The following is a 17,985-nucleotide window of genomic DNA, read 5'->3' on the forward strand; positions in this document are numbered from 1 at the left end:
AAAAACACATACCAAGCCTGCCTCTATGGTGGAACTGTATTTGAAAGAGTAAACGTAGCTAAGAGCATATGACAAATTTCTAGAGTTATCTATAATAACTCCAATAAGTGGCAGTGCTCCTTTCTATCGTATAGACATTAGCTTTTCTCTTTAAAAAGACCCAAATACGGTACCGAGTATGATGACTAGAGTGAGAGCAATTAAAGGAATGACCACAGCAGTAGCAAATATGTCTTTATAGGACTCTCTATGAGTCAAACCACAAATGGTTAGCATTGTTATTATTGCCCCGTTATGTGGTAATGAGTCCAAACCGCCGGAAGCCAAAGAAGCAATACGATGCATCAGTTCGGGGTCAATATTATATTGTTCTGCCAATTGCATATAGCTTGCACCCATAATTTCCAACGCTATACCCAAACCACCTGAAGCTGATCCTGTAATACCTGCTAAAACGTTAATCATGATTGCTTCTGATATGAGAGGGTTTTCAGGTGAAATTCCCATGAGAGACTGTTTGATAATCGCGAAACCTGCAAGAGTTGCAATCACGGAACCATAACCCACCTCTGAAGCTGTGTTAAAAATAGGCAGTAAAGAACCAGTAGCACCTTTATTTAAACTTTCTGCCACACTATCTATTCTTTTGAAACTCGAAGCAATCACAAATATACAAGCTAAAAACAACGATAAAATAATGGCCCATATACCAATAACTGAGCTCAAGGCTACGCCACCAAACTTTTCGTCAGCTAAGTAACTGTTGTTCCATAACGGTATTATGATTTTTGAAAAAGCATAGTTGCCTATTATCACAATGAGAATAGGCGATAATGCGAGCCAAAAATTGGGTATGTCGATACCTGAGTGAGGCTCTTTTTCATTTAACGTATGATTTCCATAACCTTCATTATTTGCACTTGCAATGCGCGTTTGGCGATTCATCCACAACATACCTCCGCCTAGCATGACTATCGAGGCAATAATGCCTAAACCAGGAGCTGCAAATGCATCGGTCTCAAAATAAGGCATCGGTATAACATTATGAATAGCAGGTGAACCTGGCAATGCCGTCATGGTCAAAGTTAGGGCACCGATGCAGATGGCTCCAGGTATCAGTCTTTTAGGTATGTTTGTCTGCTTAAATAGGGCGGCAGCAATGGGATATATTGCGAAAGTAACGACAAAGGCTGATACACCTCCATAAGTTAAGATTGAGCATGCTAAGACGACGGCTAACAAAGCATGTTTGTCTCCCAGTTTATCCACGATGTTACGTGCGATACTATAGGCGTAACCAGAATCTTCCATCAACTTGCCAAAAATCGCACCTAAGATAAATAGCGGGAAATATTTGACAGCAAAGCCTCCAAGACCCTGCATAAATACTTCAGTATAAATCCCCATTGTTTGACTGCTATCGCCACTTAAAACAACAGCTAAAATAGCGAGTAAGGGAGCCAAAACTAATACGCTAACCCCTCTATAGGCAAAATATATCAAAAATGACAAAGACAAAAAAATAGCAAAAATGCTCATAGTTTCAATTTCCTTCCATGGAAAAATACGCTTTAAATTATAATTTGTGAATCAGGTGATTCTTCTTATAAACAGAATTTAGTCTAGTTTTTATTAAATAATACTTTCTAGAGTCTTCTCAGTAGTTGCTATTTAGATGGTGAAATATCGTCATGAATGACAAATGAATAAAATTACCTTATGTCATAGTGTCAAGGGAGAGGTACTGATATCTAAGCATTTTGCAGATAGAATATTGCGATTAATGCTCAATATATTTAAGATGTTGAATGCAATCTGACTTATTCTCTCTATCCAAGAGTATTCAGAGCAACAAATACTTATAGCTATGGCCTTGTAGCGAAAGCTAATGCTATTTGATTGATCGATACTTGAATATTTTTAGCTTGTAAGAGCGAACTTAGGGAATGATTGTTCATAATAGCTATCCTTAGCATGAACCAAATATGACTAACGCAATTTTTATAGATGAGGTTATGTGAGAGCATCAAGTCATTATCTGCTACCTATATACGAAAATAAATAAAACGATACATTATGTATCATGTTAAAATCTAACAGACATGTAAATAAATATCAACTATTAAATCTTAATAGTCATTAGAAGGTCCTAGCGGTTTACTCTAAAAAGTAAGATGACGTCATGCTGAAAAAATCGTAGAGGTAAACTTTGTTAAATAATAATGTGATGATGAGGGTGTCATGACTAATGAGAAGTACAGTTATAGTTCAAAGTAGAAGCCGTCAAAAATATAGTAGTCAACAATGCCAATTTGAGCGCAACGGCTCGCAGATAGGAATAGCGATGTAAAAGTTATCTAACTGGTAGACAAATAAAATGATGGAAAGCTTGTCGATAATTGGCATAGAACGGTATCTTCCTAAGACTGTTACCGCTCTTAAAGAAGTAAAGTGTCTCAAGCGATAGCTGAAAATGATCTAAGACGACCATGCGATTTTAAAATTGATGAAGCTATTTGCTACTATTGATAGATAGCAGCAAATAGCTTTAATATTGGTTTGCTCTATAACCTAAAGATAGGTCATACGTTAGAAAAAAACTCGCTATTTGTATGAGTATCCAATGCGTATTCTACATTCAACGATATATATAAACTACTGACTGGTAAATACCACTGTATTAGTACCATTAGCAGATGGCTGACTTAGTGTGACCTTGCTTGCCAAGATATCGCCTTTGGCATTGATCTTATAGCATTCTGATGAAGTGCCTATAGGATCAGAGCTCAGTAATAAGTTTTTTGAGTTTTCTATACAGAGCCATGCCGTATTATTAGTGTCTCGTGTAAGAGACCAGTTTTGTTCGTACGACCCTATTTTTTTATGCATACTGCTGTCAGCATAGACGGTTTCAGTCATCAACTTACTTGAGTCGCCGACTGTAGCCATCTTAGGAATGATGGTTGTCTGGTTCGATAGCGAGTATTTACCCGTGCTATCTGTAAAGCCATGAAACACTAGTGGATTCAGGGTAAAGTAATTGATAGCGACTGACTGATCAGTGATTCGATTATTTACTTTATTAATGGTATTTACTTCGGCACCTTGCACCGATTTATTATTAAATTGAATACTGCCTTTAGGCGTGATTTGAATGTCCGCTGAGGCACTTTGATTGCCTACAATAGCAACCAGTTTTTCACTCCGTTGTTTGGTATAGATGTTGAACATAGCAGTCTCAACGGGGTATTGCGTGACAACTTTATCAATGTCGTTATTTTGATTATTAACTGTTGTCCCACCACTTATGCCACTAGCACAAGCGCTTAATCCCAGCCCTGCTGCAATACACAATCCTAGTGCTTTCATGGTTTAATTCCTTTATTTTATTTAAATAAGTGTGATAAGTATGGGCGGTTTATACGGATTTGACCACAGGTATCAATCTTTAAATGTGACTTTGGTTTGTACCTTTAATCGGTTTAGAAAAGGCGATTTATTTAGTAGAGATCCTTACTTAATAAGCCGCTATCGTCATAAATACACAAGTCGCTATTATGCTTAATACTTTCCGGAAGCTGTTTAATTCTATTGCCTTTAAGGTATAGAGCTTTTAACTGGCTCAAATGTCCGATACTCTCAGGCAGTACATTCAAACCATTATCGGAAAGATCAAGTATCTCCAAACGCCTAAGTTGTCCGATGCTGATGGGTAATTCGCTGAGCTTATTGCCACTAAGCATCAGTTTAGTCAAGTTACCAAGCTGTCCGATACTTTCAGGTAGTTCACTGAGGTTATTGTTATAAAGATTCAGTATCTCTAAACGATCAAGCTGTCCAATGCTAATAGGTAATTCATTAAGATTGTTATCACTGAGAGTCAGTTGAGTTAGCTTGTTAAGCTCACCAAGGCTTTCGGGTAATGCACTGAGTTCATTGCCACTAAGCGTTAGTGTTTCTAAGTTGCTAAGCTGACCAATACTCTTAGGCAATGCGCTCAAATGGTTATTAGTAAGCAATAAATAAATTAAGTTATTAAGCTGTCCAATGCTGGTGGGTAAAGAACTGAGATTGTTGTCAAAAAGTGAAAGATAAGTCAAATTATTAAGCTGTCCGATGCTCTCAGGTAATTCATTAAGGGTATTACTACCAAGCGTCAGTTGAGCTAAGTTACTAAGCTGTCCAATACTTTCAGGCAGTTCTTTGAGATTGTTGCCAGTGAGACCAAGTTGAGTTAAGTTACTAAGCTGTCCGATACTTTCAGGTAGTGCTTTAAGATTATTACCATTAAGGCCAAGTTGAAGTAAATTTTGTAGTTGTACAATGCTTTCAGGTAACACGTTAAGCTGGTTATAATTTAGTTCAAGCGTATCTATATAACTAAGCTGCCCGAGATTCTCTGGTAGTTCAGAAAAGTTTTTAGCTTCTAGAACAATACTTTTTAATGCTAGTAGAGCTTTTTTATCACGCGGTATAGCCTCATCATTAATGTCAAAACTGTCTGCCCAACGCCAAATTTTCTGTATCCAAGTATCATCGAGTGCTAATTGACTAGCTTTATGCTCAGTTATGATTAGGTTAAGCTCATCATAGTTTTTACCAAATGCTGTGAGCGCTTGAAGGTTGACTATTATTTGATCGGTATCATTACCATTTTGAGACATCGTCTTTCCCAATATTGCTAGAGCACGTTAAGGCTTTATTTTGATTAAATCATATCATTTATCGTTAGTGGCAAGCTAATTGATAGGAATCAACAAAATACGCATTTATTCATTCAATAAGCGTTCTACTGGGGTTTAGGAATAATGCCCAAAGCGGTTTAGCTAAAGTATCAGCAGTTTTTATATGGGTTTGACAGTAAATATCTATTTATGGCTTGTATTACTTCGAAATAAGCAAAAAGAGTGAAGAAATAAAGTAAGTTGAACGGGAGTATTTCGGACAGCAGAAGATAATAAGTAGAGACTGAAAGTCTTACTAGTAAAGAATTTGATGAGTATTTAGGAAAGGGTAGAACAAGATGTGGAAACTGATGCTTTGATTAAGCAGAATAAGATTGGCGGTGAAGGAGGGATTCGAACCCTCGATACGCTATTAACGCATACACACTTTCCAGGCGTGCGGTTTCAGCCACTCACCCACTTCACCGTTTTTTGACTGGCTCAGTATAGCGGATACCATTTAAAATGTCACCAATTACACCTTATCTTTCTTTATTTGTAGACGCCTGCTAGGATAGCGTATCCGTAATAACAAGCATAGATGGTTGAAAGTTAAATGATAAGTGTTGGTAGGCTCAAATATACTCTCAAAAATAGCATAATAATGACCATTGCGACGGTTGCCATAAGCATGACTTCAGCAAATGCTGATGATTTTACTCAGTGTAGTGAGTCTTTTTATGGTGGTGTTTACCCCGAATTTACCAATGACAAACTAAGCAATAAGACACAAGAGTTATGCATGGACGGCTTTGCCGTTATGTATTCAGGTGTATCACGCACACCACTGTGGTCGGCAGAGCATCTAGATCGCAAGCGCTTACAGCAAGCCAAAGAGATTGATCGTGAAGACAGTTTTCATGAAGAAAGCAAATTGCCAGAATCCGCACGCGCTTCATTATCTGACTACTCAAAGTCTGGCTATGATCGTGGACATTTAGCACCCAATGCTGATATGGCCAATCGCAGCCAACAATATGATAGCTTTAGTTTGGCCAATATTGCCCCACAGTCACCTCGTAATAATCGTTATATTTGGCGTAATATTGAATCAGCGACTCGATATCTGACGCAGCAGTATGGCGAAGTCTATACGATTACAGGGGTTTCATTTACGAATAAAAAAACCAAGCAGCTCGCTGATCGTGTGCTTGTACCCAGTCATTTCTTCAAAGCTGTTTATATCCCAGCGACTAATCAAGCAGGGGTTTACTACGCACCAAACGATGAGTCGGAGCGTATAGAAATTATCAGTATTGATGAGTTGGCTACCGAAATCGGTATCGATGTCTTACCCATGCTGGACTCTCAGACCAAAAAACAAGCATTCGATTTGCCACTGAAAGCGGGTGAAAGTTCTGATTTACCTGCTGATGAGCCAACAGAAGAGCCTACTTGGATGCTATTTGTTTGGGCGATTATTGAGTGGCTGTTGGGTCAGTTGCAAGCATAGAGGTTTATATGTGAATGTAGACAATGACCGAAAGCGAGTGATACTAAGAAATAATGTAAGATGCTATTAATAGGATGGATGACCAAATGATTGAACCCTTTGCTAATAATCATCAAAGTATGCAGATAGGTGAACTTGTAATTGAAAATCAAGAAGACAAAATTATCATTTATGGTGATCTTGATCTGACTTTAGACGCGTCTGGATATGAGCAAGCCCAGCAGCTACATGCACTGACCGCTAAAATCATACAAGCTTTCGAAGTTAATGATACTTATAGCAAGAATGACAGTAAGTCAAAAGAAAATGATGACCAATTGGGCAAAGATATAGATAATCCATTTCTATAACTCTTTGATATAGTTTCGTTTTTACAGAAATAATAAAGTGTAAAAAAACTACTAGGCAAAGTCCAAAAATTGCTTATAATGAATTAAGACATTGCTTATATCACTCAAAGCTTTGAAGAGGCTGATAAGCAATGGTAGTAATCGGCTTTCAATTAGTATGAGATCGTCAAGCTTGTAATAAAGTATTCTAGCAACGGATAAGCATGGAATATCAGAAACATAATGTTTCGAGTAATCATTGTATGAAGGGAGTCAATTTATGAAATTATTTACAAAAACCGCTTTAGCAGTTGCAGGTATCAGTCTAGCCACTATGGCGTTTGCCGCTGATCCACTCGCCAATACAACTTGGCAGACCTTTGATGAAGGTAAACCAAAAGGCACAGTGAAAATTACTGAGTCAAATGGTGTGCTAACAGGGACACTTATCGCTACCAACTCAGCAACAGGTAAAAAGCATGTTGGTATGAAAGTCATTAAAGGTCTAAAAGCTGATGGTGGTGGTAAATATAGTGGTGGTACGATTACGGATCCTGAGAAAGGTAAAGATTATCGTATGACAGCTAGCTTAAATGGCAGTACCCTGAACCTAAAAGGCTATATTGGCCCATTCTCACGCAGTCAAACATGGAAAAAGAAATAACCTAATATAGTTGTTCTTTTATCAATATTAATTTTGATCAAAAAAATCCCACTTTACCAAAAGGTATTGCGGGATTTTTAGTGCCTATATTTTAGTATGGTTTCAAAGCATTTATCTTACGAGCTCTAGATAAGCTTCCATACCACATTCTGCTATATCTGCACCTTCGTACTCATCTTCTTCAGAGAGACGTAGGCTAATAACTGCTTTGATAATTGTCCAAATGATACTGATCTTGATCAAAAAAATCCCGCTTTACCAAAAGGTATCGCGGGATTTTTAGTGCTTATAGTTTAGTATGGTTTCAAAGTACTTATCTCACGAACTCTGGATAAGCTTCCATACCACATTCTGCTATATCTGCACCTTCATACTCATCTTCTTCAGAGAGACGTAGGCCAATAACTGCCTTGATAATTGCCCAAGCGATTAAGCTAGCAACAAATACCCAAACAAAGATGGTAGCGGCACCAGCAATCTGACCGACGAATGATGCCGCTGGATTGGTAATTGGTACAATAAGTAGACCGAATAGACCGACTACGCCATGAACTGAAATAGCACCGACTGGATCATCTATTTTTATTTTATCTAATGCTAAGATAGATAGCACAACGATAACGCCAGCGATTAAACCAAATAGTGTGGCTTGTAATGCAGATGGAGTAGAGGGTTCTGCCGTGATAGCGACTAGCCCTGCAAGCGCACCATTTAAGAGCATTGTTAAGTCAGCTTTGCCAAAGATGATGCGTGCTATTATTAAAGCACCAATTGCACCGCCTGCTGCTGCTGCATTGGTATTCAAAAAGACCATGGCAACTGAGTTGGCACTGGCGATATCGCCAAGCTTTAGTACTGAACCGCCGTTAAAGCCGAACCAACCCATCCATAATATGAGCGTACCAAGTGCTGCTAATGGTAGATTGGCACCTGGAATGGCACGTATTTCGCCATTAGGGCCATACTTACCTTTACGTGCACCTAACAGTAGTACACCTGCCAATGCAGCCGCAGCACCCGCCATATGAACGATACCAGAACCTGCAAAATCAGAGAAGCCCATATCACCTAAGTTGAACATGCCAAATACATCATTGCCGCCCCACGTCCAGCTTCCCTCTAGTGGATAAATGACACCAGTCATCACCACGGCAAACAGTAAGAATGACCAAAGCTTCATGCGCTCAGCCACGGCCCCTGAGACGATAGACATACAGGTTGCAACAAATACTACTTGGAAGAAAAAGTCAGACGCAGCAGAGTAGACAGAGTCACCGTCAAAGCCGTTTTCAGCTGATGCTGTCAAAGCCTCTTCTACTAGTGTGTCACCACCTGCGATACCACTCAAAAACAAATCACCGCCATACATAATGGCGTAACCGCAAATCATGTACATAGTACAAGCGGTCGCAAAAAGTGCGATGTTTTTGGTTAAAATCTCAACGGTGTTTTTTGAACGAACTAGGCCAGCTTCTAACATAGTGAAGCCCGCTGCCATCCACATGACTAGCGCCCCACATATCAAAAAATAAAACGTATCAAGTGCGTACTGGAGCTCGAAGATTTGATTTTGCATATTAATTCCCCCTTGAATTGATGCAATACAGCTTATCGGTGTGATCTATAATTTTTGTTTATAGGTTGGTCATATGCTTTTAGATAGCGTCAGGACCCGTCTCGCCTGTACGGATACGAATGACTTGTTCAAGAGCGGTGACGAAGATTTTGCCGTCTCCAATCTTGCCAGTGCTCGCAATGCGAGTGATTGCTTCGATAGCAGGTTCAACCATCTCATCGATAACAGCCACTTCGACTTTTACTTTAGGTAAAAAGTCCACCACGTATTCTGCGCCACGATAAAGTTCTGTATGACCTTTTTGGCGACCGAAACCTTTAACTTCAGTAACGGTGACACCTTTAACACCGATGTCAGAAAGCGCTTCACGTACATCATCGAGCTTAAACGGTTTTAAGATCGCAGTGATTAGCTTCATAAAATATTCCTTATTTGTGTGATGCTGCAGATTGATAGAGGCATTGTGGTACATCTTATCTCTGCCTTGCTTATCATAAGTTATTCAAGAACTGTGCCAATTTACTCAAGGGGGATAGGTAAGATTGGAACTTTGTGCTCAAAAAACTCACGTTCAGGGCAAAGAGTAATGACTATGCTACCACGGTAAGCACTGTCATTATGGGTATAAATGGCCTGTATAAACCTTTAGCGTTGAATCAACGAAAACTTTATTATAACCAACTTTTTAGGTGCTTGGGGAGGCTATCCATGTATTTCATGTGATGATTTGCTAAATTGATTTAATGTGTGGAAAGGCATTGAGCGCTAGATGGAGAGAAGTATTAGAGAGTGTGTTGATATATAGCAGAGCTGGGCGGCAGAGCTTGATAATAGTACTCATGCTCTGCATCTAACAAGATAATAATAGCCATGTAGTGGGCTACAGGCTAGTTTGAGCCTACGCTTTAGGGAATAAGAGATAAGGTGTTTTAGTACTGCCTAGGAGCTTTTTGGTATCACTACCTTGTAACAACGTGCGGATGCGAGATTGACCAAAGGCCCCTGTCATCAGTAGACCGATGTCATTTTCATTCTGATAATAATGTAGAGCAGCAGTGACATCGCGGCAGTCTAGCAATGCTTTTTTAGATTTAATACCTGCTTGTTTGAGACGCGCATAAGCTTCACGTAGGGCATCACAGTTTTCTGAGTTTTCTTTGCCGATCATGACAATATGCACAGTTAATGCCCGCACAAGCGATGTTTTGCAGAGCCAATTGAGCAATTTATGCGACGTTGGACTGTTATCGAATGCAAACAACGCAGTCGTAGGGGGCAAAAATGGTGCATGAGTCACCAAAATGGGGCAGTGACTGACCCTAACCAGCTGGCTCAATGTTGCTTTGCAGGTAACATTATGGCCTATGATGATAAGTTGCGCCTTATCGTCGACATAATCGATACTCTCATTGAGGTTTTCGTGCCGATGCAATGTATACGTCTTCAGCTTCTTACGCTGTTGCTCACAATAAGTTGTGGCTTGATGTAGCAATAACTTGCCTTGTGACTTTAGCTCACAGTTACTCAAATGCTCTTTGGTTGTGAATTGTTCGAGCAGCATGTTTTCATCATCAATGTTTAAACAGCCAGAATAATTCACCGCCGCTTTTTGTTGTAAGCTCGGTACAGAGTGCAACAGTCCGATAGGCGCTTGTAGACGAGTCGAGGCCCACATGCTTGCCTCTAATACGGCTTGCACATGATCAGGGCAGTCTAAGCAGGCGATTACGCTATCTGGTTTTAAATTACTCATAAGACCACCACATCATTCTAATGAAAATACAGCTGCTTGGTTCAAGAATTGGATGATAATGCTGATACCCAATTCTCTTAACCACTGCAGCTGTGTATTAAACTATTTATTCAATTGTTGATTTAGACGCTATCAAGCAACGCCAGCATTTAGTATGCAGACGTACTATGCTTAATCCAATAGGCCAATATCTCGGCGGTCATGGACAGAGAAGCGATCAATCAGTGTTCGACTTGCATTGTTGAGTCCAACCACTTTGACATCAATACCTTCACGTTGCAAGCGCATGACCAGCTTGTCCAAGGTATCTACGGCACTGACATCCCAGAAGTGTGCTTGGCTTACATCGATTTCAATGCTGTCTAGTGCTTCTTTTGTATCAAAGCTACCTAAGAATTGCGTGGTAGATGCAAAGAATACTTGTCCTTGCACATAATAATAACGGGTGTTGCTGCTATCATCATACTCACTAAAGATGGTTAAGAACTGACCAATCTTATTGGCAAATGCTAGGGCAGATAATAGAACGCCCACGCCCACACCATAAGCTAAGTTGTGCGTAAATACCGTCGTCAAAACAGTCGCTAGCATGACAATGTTAAATGACATTGGATGCGTTTTAAACTCACGAATTGACTGCCAATTAAACGTCCCAATAGACACCATAATCATCACAGCGACCAACGCTGCCATTGGAATTTGGCTGACCCATTCACTTAAGAATACAACCATGATGAGTAGGACAACACCTGCCATCAAGGTAGACAGGCGCGTGCGTCCGCCAGATTTGACGTTAATCATCGACTGACCAATCATTGCACAGCCTGCCATGCCACCAAAGAAACCTGACACGACGTTGGCAATACCTTGACCACGGCATTCTTTATTTTTATCACTTGGCGTATCAGTCAATTCATCAACGATAGTCGCAGTCATCATAGATTCTAATAAACCAACAATGGCCAAAGCGATAGAGTAAGGCGCAATAATCAGTAGGGTTTGTAGATTCAATGGAATGTCAGGCAACAAAAACATTGGCAATGAATCTGGCAAATCACCCATGCTGCCGACGTTACGAATATCGAGATTCATATACATCGCGACAGCCGTCAAGCCAACGATGCAAATAAGTGGCGAGGGGATGATGCGCCCGATTTTAGGGATAAGTGGAAACAGGTAAATAATCCCCAAGCCCGCTGCCGTCATGATATAAACCGTCATGCCAACACGTTCAGTCATGGGATTAAGCTCGGGAATCTGAGCCGCAAATATCAATATAGCCAGTGCATTGACGAAGCCAATGACCACTGAGCGAGAGACAAAGCGCATCAAATTGCCAAGCTTTAATAAGCCCATCACAACCTGAATACCGCCACATAATAAGGTAGCAGCCAGTAAGTATTGCAAACCATGATCGGCGACTAAGTCGACCATCACTAGTGCCATGGCTCCTGTGGCCGCCGAAATCATACCCGGACGGCCACCAACGAAACTAATCACGACAGCGATACAAAATGAGGCATATAAGCCGACTTTTGGGTCAACACCCGCGATAATAGAAAAAGCAATAGCTTCAGGAATCAGTGCCAATGCGACGACCAAACCTGATAAGACGTCACCGCGAACGTTGGAAAACCATTCGTCACGTAAGTTATCAATAAAAGATGTCATAAGTAAACTGCGTAGGGTTAGAGGCAAAAAAAGTAATCATTACTCATTAATAAAATGATCGCGTCGCTACAAACGTAGCTATCCATCTTTCTTTTACCACGACACGCATTGCATCATGTGGTGGCATTGAATTATTAAAGGTCGATAATAAGTATGTCTACTGATTTATGATTGGTATCACTAATACGCTCACCAATCACTAATACGATGATAAATTCAGTGAGATTACCTAAAAAATATTGTTTAAAATAGGTTGCGTAAAATAGCACCTAAAATAATGAATAGAGTCAGTAATGACTTTGTGCGGTAGAGGGTGGTAAATAATCTGTCAAACAAACATTGTCGCTTGATAGAGCATGACCGCAACACCAATCTCTGTTAAAGATAAGTGACAATCACACGCGAATAGCGCGTTAACTGTGGCAACATGCTAAACTAAAATGCTTGGGGGAATACCCAACCATTCATAGCTTAGGGCGACTATTATAGCACTAGCCACTTAATATAAAAACAGGCGCATAATAGCATAAAGTCATAAAAAACCAGTACCGAAATCTGAACGATACCGTTATGATGCTTCTCATCTTAAAGGCATTATTTGGACTCTTTATAGATTAGGTATGCTTGATGCCATTTTGCTCGTAAAATAGAAGGAATATATATGACCACCAACATTGCAACAGATGCCTTACTTCATAAAGGTAGTGGTCTACAGGTCGTGGTCGGCTTAGGGCAATCTGGCCTATCCGTTGCGCGCTATCTGGCCAAGCAAGGCTATCAGGTAGCAGTCACTGATGCACAAGCAGCACCTAAATTAGCGGATCAATTACCAGCTGAAGTTGATATCCGTCAGTTCGGTGCAATCGATGCCGAGCTGTTGCAGCAAGCAGCACGTATCATTATCAGCCCTGGTATCTCTTTGGCTACCGAAGCCGTTGCTGCTGCACGTCAAGCTCACATTCCAGTGGTCAGTGATATTCAGCTATTCTGTGAAGCTTGTACGGTGCCGATCGTGGCTATTACAGGCTCTAATGCTAAAAGTACCGTGACCACGTTGGTCGGTCAAATGGCCGCAGATGCTGGTATCAATGTGGGTGTCGGTGGCAATATTGGCGTGCCAGCGCTCACGCTACTTGATAATCCTGAAATGGCATTGGCTGTACTGGAATTATCCAGTTTTCAGCTAGAGACCGTCACCAATTTGGGTGCGCAGGTAGCGACAGTTCTCAATATGTCGCCTGATCATTTAGACCGTCATGGCGATATGTTGGGTTATCATCAAGCCAAGCACCGTGTTTTTCAGGGTGCCAAGTCCATCGTTATTAATCGTGAAGACGCACTGACGCGCCCGTTAGTCGCTGATAATTTAACCAGAGTAAGCACAGGTATTCATGCTCCTGATAAAGGCCAATATGGTCTTATCATTAATCCTGAAGGTCATATTTATCTTGCTCGTGGTACAGAATTGCTACTGTCGGCAGACAAACTGTTGATTAAAGGTCGTCATAATTTGCTCAATGCACAGGCAGCCTTAGCCTTAGGTGAGCTTGTCGGTTTACCACTTGATAGTATGCTAGATACGTTACAGCACTTCACTGGACTTGAGCATCGCTGTGAATATATCGCTCATGCTGCCGATATTGATTATTTTAATGATTCCAAAGGTACTAATATTGGCTCAACCATGGCCGCAATCGAAGGGCTAGGTGCGGTCTATGCGCCAAAGGACGGCAAGCTATTATTGATTTTGGGTGGACAGGGTAAAGGCCAAGCATTTGGCGAGCTGACGCCGTTCATTAATCAATACGTCAGCCAAGTGCTCTTGATCGGTGAAGACGCTCAACTGATTGAGCAACATCTGCGTGCAGCGAAGATTAGTGCTGATGTGGCACTACATCAGTGCCAAACGCTAGAAAAAGTCTTTGCTACAATTCAGCAAGTGACATCAAGTAGCCTATCGCAAGTACAAGCGGTGCTATTGTCTCCTGCTTGTGCCAGTTTTGATCAGTATAGTGGCTATGCTGCTCGCGGTGAGCACTTTAGTCAGTTGGTTAGTCAGCTAGAATGTGTGCAATGAGGTTAATATAGTCAATCCCTTATAAATTGGATACGGTGTCAGTCTTGCTTAGCCTACTATTTGTAGTGCTTTCACTCGCCCTCTTTGTATCCAAATTATATTGAATTGACTAGATGATGGCTATTTGTCTTGATACTTAACTGGCTTGATAGCTGATTGGCTTGAGAATAAACAACAATATCGAATAGTAAGATGTTATTTAGTTGGTGTTTATTCTCAGAAAGCATTTTCTGTATAAATGATTGTTTTGCCTATAGATTGCTGCTACTGTCAATCATAACCAGACAAGTGATCTGTTTGGTATTATCTTCTTCATATTTTTTAAACGGTGGCGTTTCATAGACGCCGTGTTTTTCGTTCGTTAGTGTATATAAAATTATGGCGCTCCCTTCTTTTTTTCGTTCCTCGTCCCAATCAAAACAAGCCGCTGGCTCTGATGGTATTCTTTCTATGCCGTCAGCACGTGCTGTTTTGATATCGAGCGTTGGCTGCATGCTGGTGCTCAGTTTACTAATGGTCGCTTCTGCGTCTATTCCTTTTGCGCTCAGTCGCGGTATGACAGAGCTGTACTTTTTTAACAACCAACTGCTGTATATGACGATTGGTCTGGTTATCGCGTCTATTCCTTATTATAGTGTGTCCTTACGAACACTATATAAGACCGAAACCCAATTTATGCTACTCGGTATTACGGGCGTGCTATTAGTAGCAACCTTGTTTAGTACGCCTATTAATGGCTCTAAGCGTTGGTTGAACCTGGGAGTTTTTAACTTTCAGGTAGCAGAGCTTGCCAAGCTGGTCATGATTGTCTTTGTGTCTGACTTTGTGGTGCGCCGGTCTTTCGAAGTTCGTAATGGCTTGGATGGCTTTTTGCGAATTATGTTGGTAGTGGCATTGATAACCATGCTGTTATTATCGCAGCCAGATTTTGGATCTTTTGTCGTGATTTTAGGGACCATCTTTGCGATTTTTTATATCGCTGGTGCGCCTTATAAGCACTTCTTAGCATTGGCTGCGGCTGCCGTTGGCGGCGCAGTATTGATGGTTACGACAGCGCAATATCGATTGGTACGTGTGATGTCGTTCATGGATCCGTTCGATGATGTGCAAGACACCGATTACCAGTTAGCACGCAGTTTGATCGCCTTTGGTCGTGGTCAGTTTACGGGTGTTGGCTATGGTGAGAGCGTACAAAAATTATCGCATTTGCCAGAGGCACACACGGATTTTTTACTAGCAATTACGGGTGAAGAGTTAGGTTTTGTTGGGGTCACTATGGTGTTGGTGCTCGAAGCACTGATTATCGGTAGTGCGATGCGTATCAGTTATAATGCGTTAAAACGTCGGCAGATGCGTATGAGCTATACCGCCTTTGGTATTGGCGTGGTGTTTATTGCACAGACGATTATCAATGCAGCGATGAATATGGGCGCGATTCCGACCAAAGGTTTGACCATGCCATTCTTCAGTTATGGTGGCTCATCTATGTTGATCAGTCTAGTGATGGTTGCGCTCTTATTGAAAATTTATAAAGAAAGCCCTGAGATCGAAAAAAGCCAGTGTCGTTATTATTAGCATTATATGATTATGCATGTTTCTTAATAATATAATGATTAATTACATCGTACTTAATAATATGATGTTTGATAACTAGTATCTGGTTTCCTTTAAAAAAGCGTCGCTAACGAGTGGCGCTTTTTGTTACCTCTTGTTTGAGTATCATTTCTTATAAGTTAGGCAGGTTTAATTGTTGTTTGTTCTGCAGAGGTGTGTTGTCCCATTGCGCAATGGCTTGCTTGAGCATGTTTTCGGGGGTATCTCTATCAACGACGGGTTGTTGTAATAGTTTTAGTGCATGAGCGATTAACTGACTTGGATTGCGTGTATCGATGGGTTGTGCAAGGTTTTGTTTGGAGAGTTTTTGTCCATCAGGATTGCATATCAACGGCAAGTGATACCAGTGGTCGATAGCGGGTAAGTGAGCAGCATTCATGATGCTAATTTGTGCTGTGGTCATGGGTAATATATCCAAGCCACGCATGATGTGGGTAACTTGTTGTAGGCCATCATCGAGACTCGCAGCCAAAATATAATTGATCATGCCATCTTGGCGACGAGCCACCATATCACCTAAGGTTTGTTGCGGGTTATCCCATTGCATTCCTTGAATACCATCATTGAAGCCAATCCTATGGTCTGGTAGCTGGATCCGTAGTTTATGCTGCTGTCTATCAAGGTCAGCGGCGACACAGCAGCGTGGGTAGCGCTTTCTATTTGGTTGGTTTTCATTATGAGTTTGGCTCTGTTCTTCTTTTGCCCAATATTGCTCTAAGCCTTTACGTGAGCATTGGCAGCCATAAGTGAGTGAATGCAAGGCAGAGTTTAAGTAATCATTATAGATATCAATACGCTCAGATTGATAAATGACATCGCCGTCCCAGTGTAGGCCAAGCGCTTCTAGATCAATCAAGATTTGCTCAGTGAACTGCTGATCGCAGCGCTCAGTATCGGTATCTTCAATGCGCAGTAACCATTGACCACCCAATGACTTTATATGGCAGAAGCTGGCAAGTGCTGTCGTTAAAGAGCCAAGGTGTAATTCACCAGTGGGTGAAGGTGCGAAACGGCCGATAGGCTGAGAAGGAGTAGGCATAGGAGTCTTGATCGTTTTTAAAATAAGTGGTTATCGATGATAGCGTTATTCAGATAGAATAATAAAGTTGGGTCAAAAAAGATATTTATTAAATGAGATAATTTGTTAGAGGTGTTATTTCTAAAAAATAAAATTGGTTTCTTAACACTTATCGTTAGGGATTGTCATCACTATAGGGATAGATTGACTACAAGTCACTGAACAAAGAAACGATAGCCTAAAACGCAACGAGCGACCAATAATATGGTCGCTCGTACTTAAATATGGTCTTCCTATGCTTGATTGAAGCTATCCTATCTAAGCGCCTTGGTTCTGACGTTCTTTGATTTCAGATAATGTTTTACAGTCGATACACTGAGTCGCTGTTGGGCGTGCTTCAAGGCGACGCAGACCAATCTCTACACCACAAGTCTCACAAAAACCATAGTCATCATTTTCGATTTCTGACATAGATTTATCGATTTTGCGAATGAGTTTACGTTCACGGTCACGCGTACGCAAAGCCAGCGCAAACTCTTCTTCTTGGGTCGCGCGATCATTGATATCTGGCATGGCACTTGACTCATCTTGGATATAAGTCTTGGTACGATCTGCTTCGCCAATCAGTTGGTTTTTCCAGTCCAATAAAATCGCTTTAAAATGCTCTAACTGAGCATCAGACATATATTCTTCGTCTTTGGCTGGCACATAAGGAGTAAACTTCACTTCACTCGGATTCGTGGTCACGGTGCTCATATGGGTATCCTACTTTTTCAAATTAATTCAATAAAACGACGTATCAACAGATAAGACGTTATTAATTTTACGAACGCTATAATGCTTTCCATTTATAAAACGTTTTACCACTTGGTAACACAAGTAACACAGCTGATCTAATAGTATGGCTATCTTGCTATGCTGACATCAACATAGCGATGGTCAAATATATGGTTACGCTTATCTTTATTTAAATAGTCTTGTTTAAAAAATACTGCAAACCACTGACGGTTAAAACCTCAATTATGGTCGACTTAGCCATCCTAGCCATTATGATTGTATCTAATGGTAGGTGTTAGGCAGTCTTCATTTTATAAGTTGTATCATTG

General features: G+C 40.8%; 16 protein-coding genes and 1 tRNA gene. 5 read left to right on the forward strand and 12 right to left on the reverse strand.

Going from position 1 to position 17,985, the window contains the following annotated elements; translation table 11 throughout:
- Window positions 1–150 precede the first annotated feature (150 nt).
- The 4 genes from I6E84_RS11090 to I6E84_RS11105 form a co-directional block, all read right to left on the reverse strand.
- Entirely contained in the window at window positions 151–1,539 is a 1,389-nt protein-coding gene (locus I6E84_RS11090) for a GntP family permease (RefSeq protein ID WP_197218042.1), read from the reverse strand.
- 1,116 nt (window positions 1,540–2,655) lie between these two features.
- Window positions 2,656–3,369 carry a hypothetical protein gene (locus tag I6E84_RS11095; protein ID WP_197218044.1) on the reverse strand — a complete coding sequence of 238 codons (714 nt, stop codon included), beginning with the start codon at window positions 3,367–3,369 and terminating at the stop codon, window positions 2,656–2,658.
- Window positions 3,370–3,500: 131 nt separating this feature from the next.
- A complete protein-coding gene (locus tag I6E84_RS11100; protein ID WP_197218045.1) occupies window positions 3,501–4,664 on the reverse strand; it encodes a leucine-rich repeat domain-containing protein in 1,164 nt (387 codons plus the stop codon).
- Between the two features lie 396 nt (window positions 4,665–5,060).
- Window positions 5,061–5,151: transfer RNA gene (locus tag I6E84_RS11105), tRNA-Ser, on the reverse strand.
- Between the two features lie 204 nt (window positions 5,152–5,355).
- On the opposite strand from I6E84_RS11105, the gene I6E84_RS11110 reads away from it, so the two are divergent.
- From I6E84_RS11110 to I6E84_RS11120, 3 genes are all read left to right on the forward strand, one after another.
- Entirely contained in the window at window positions 5,356–6,177 is an 822-nt protein-coding gene (locus I6E84_RS11110; protein WP_227681475.1) for a DNA/RNA non-specific endonuclease, read from the forward strand.
- Window positions 6,178–6,263: 86 nt separating this feature from the next.
- Entirely contained in the window at window positions 6,264–6,527 is a 264-nt protein-coding gene (locus I6E84_RS11115) for a hypothetical protein (RefSeq protein WP_110923647.1), read from the forward strand.
- A gap of 259 nt (window positions 6,528–6,786) precedes the next feature.
- On the forward strand, window positions 6,787–7,170 hold the full coding sequence (locus tag I6E84_RS11120; protein ID WP_110923646.1) for a DUF2147 domain-containing protein: 384 nt from the start codon (window positions 6,787–6,789) through the stop codon (window positions 7,168–7,170).
- Between the two features lie 111 nt (window positions 7,171–7,281).
- On the opposite strand, the gene I6E84_RS14215 is transcribed toward I6E84_RS11120, so the two are convergent.
- From I6E84_RS14215 to I6E84_RS11140, 5 genes are all read right to left on the reverse strand, one after another.
- On the reverse strand, window positions 7,282–7,413 hold the full coding sequence (locus tag I6E84_RS14215) for a hypothetical protein (RefSeq protein WP_265090867.1): 132 nt from the start codon (window positions 7,411–7,413) through the stop codon (window positions 7,282–7,284).
- 70 nt (window positions 7,414–7,483) lie between these two features.
- A complete protein-coding gene (locus tag I6E84_RS11125) occupies window positions 7,484–8,746 on the reverse strand; it encodes an ammonium transporter (RefSeq protein WP_110923645.1) in 1,263 nt (420 codons plus the stop codon).
- 79 nt (window positions 8,747–8,825) lie between these two features.
- On the reverse strand, window positions 8,826–9,164 hold the full coding sequence (locus I6E84_RS11130) for a P-II family nitrogen regulator (RefSeq protein ID WP_010197981.1): 339 nt from the start codon (window positions 9,162–9,164) through the stop codon (window positions 8,826–8,828).
- Between the two features lie 480 nt (window positions 9,165–9,644).
- Entirely contained in the window at window positions 9,645–10,499 is an 855-nt protein-coding gene (locus tag I6E84_RS11135; protein WP_197101967.1) for a universal stress protein, read from the reverse strand.
- 171 nt (window positions 10,500–10,670) lie between these two features.
- Window positions 10,671–12,170, reverse strand: coding sequence for a SulP family inorganic anion transporter (locus I6E84_RS11140; RefSeq protein ID WP_197218047.1), 1,500 nt, complete (start codon window positions 12,168–12,170; stop codon window positions 10,671–10,673).
- 661 nt (window positions 12,171–12,831) lie between these two features.
- Between I6E84_RS11140 and murD the strand changes: the two genes are divergently transcribed.
- Window positions 12,832–14,247 (forward strand): UDP-N-acetylmuramoyl-L-alanine--D-glutamate ligase, encoded by a 1,416-nt coding sequence (murD, locus tag I6E84_RS11145; RefSeq protein WP_197218049.1) that lies wholly within the window; start codon window positions 12,832–12,834, stop codon window positions 14,245–14,247.
- Between the two features lie 251 nt (window positions 14,248–14,498).
- On the opposite strand, the gene I6E84_RS11150 is transcribed toward murD, so the two are convergent.
- Entirely contained in the window at window positions 14,499–14,741 is a 243-nt protein-coding gene (locus I6E84_RS11150; protein ID WP_197218131.1) for a hypothetical protein, read from the reverse strand.
- Between I6E84_RS11150 and ftsW the strand changes: the two genes are divergently transcribed.
- Entirely contained in the window at window positions 14,626–15,822 is a 1,197-nt protein-coding gene (gene ftsW, locus I6E84_RS11155; RefSeq protein ID WP_197101973.1) for a putative lipid II flippase FtsW, read from the forward strand. The two genes, I6E84_RS11150 and ftsW, sit on opposite strands and share 116 nt — an antisense overlap.
- Before the next feature lie 151 nt (window positions 15,823–15,973).
- On the opposite strand, the gene gluQRS is transcribed toward ftsW, so the two are convergent.
- Both gluQRS and dksA read right to left on the reverse strand, forming a co-directional pair.
- Complete coding sequence (gene gluQRS / locus I6E84_RS11160; protein WP_197218051.1) at window positions 15,974–16,900, reverse strand: tRNA glutamyl-Q(34) synthetase GluQRS; 927 nt, start codon at window positions 16,898–16,900, stop codon at window positions 15,974–15,976.
- A gap of 297 nt (window positions 16,901–17,197) precedes the next feature.
- Window positions 17,198–17,635 (reverse strand): RNA polymerase-binding protein DksA, encoded by a 438-nt coding sequence (dksA, locus tag I6E84_RS11165; protein ID WP_110923638.1) that lies wholly within the window; start codon window positions 17,633–17,635, stop codon window positions 17,198–17,200.
- Window positions 17,636–17,985 lie beyond the last annotated feature (350 nt).

The sequence above is a fragment of the Psychrobacter sp. SCQQ22 genome, from assembly GCF_015864605.1.
Taxonomy (GTDB): Bacteria; Pseudomonadota; Gammaproteobacteria; order Pseudomonadales; family Moraxellaceae; genus Psychrobacter; species Psychrobacter fozii.

Excerpts from the sequence above, each read along its gene's own strand:
- I6E84_RS11090 (WP_197218042.1), bottom strand. The coding sequence starts at position 1,539 with ATGAGCATTTTTGCTATTTTTTTGTCTTTGTCATTTTTGATATATTTT.
- I6E84_RS11095 (WP_197218044.1), bottom strand. The coding sequence starts at position 3,369 with ATGAAAGCACTAGGATTGTGTATTGCAGCAGGGCTGGGATTAAGCGCT.
- I6E84_RS11100 (WP_197218045.1), bottom strand. The coding sequence starts at position 4,664 with ATGTCTCAAAATGGTAATGATACCGATCAAATAATAGTCAACCTTCAA.
- I6E84_RS11110 (WP_227681475.1), top strand. The coding sequence starts at position 5,356 with ATGACTTCAGCAAATGCTGATGATTTTACTCAGTGTAGTGAGTCTTTT.
- I6E84_RS11115 (WP_110923647.1), top strand. The coding sequence starts at position 6,264 with ATGATTGAACCCTTTGCTAATAATCATCAAAGTATGCAGATAGGTGAA.
- I6E84_RS11120 (WP_110923646.1), top strand. The coding sequence starts at position 6,787 with ATGAAATTATTTACAAAAACCGCTTTAGCAGTTGCAGGTATCAGTCTA.
- I6E84_RS11125 (WP_110923645.1), bottom strand. The coding sequence starts at position 8,746 with ATGCAAAATCAAATCTTCGAGCTCCAGTACGCACTTGATACGTTTTAT.
- I6E84_RS11130 (WP_010197981.1), bottom strand. The coding sequence starts at position 9,164 with ATGAAGCTAATCACTGCGATCTTAAAACCGTTTAAGCTCGATGATGTA.
- I6E84_RS11135 (WP_197101967.1), bottom strand. The coding sequence starts at position 10,499 with ATGAGTAATTTAAAACCAGATAGCGTAATCGCCTGCTTAGACTGCCCT.
- I6E84_RS11140 (WP_197218047.1), bottom strand. The coding sequence starts at position 12,170 with ATGACATCTTTTATTGATAACTTACGTGACGAATGGTTTTCCAACGTT.
- murD (WP_197218049.1), top strand. The coding sequence starts at position 12,832 with ATGACCACCAACATTGCAACAGATGCCTTACTTCATAAAGGTAGTGGT.
- ftsW (WP_197101973.1), top strand. The coding sequence starts at position 14,626 with ATGGCGCTCCCTTCTTTTTTTCGTTCCTCGTCCCAATCAAAACAAGCC.
- I6E84_RS11150 (WP_197218131.1), bottom strand. The coding sequence starts at position 14,741 with ATGCAGCCAACGCTCGATATCAAAACAGCACGTGCTGACGGCATAGAA.
- gluQRS (WP_197218051.1), bottom strand. The coding sequence starts at position 16,900 with ATGCCTACTCCTTCTCAGCCTATCGGCCGTTTCGCACCTTCACCCACT.
- dksA (WP_110923638.1), bottom strand. The coding sequence starts at position 17,635 with ATGAGCACCGTGACCACGAATCCGAGTGAAGTGAAGTTTACTCCTTAT.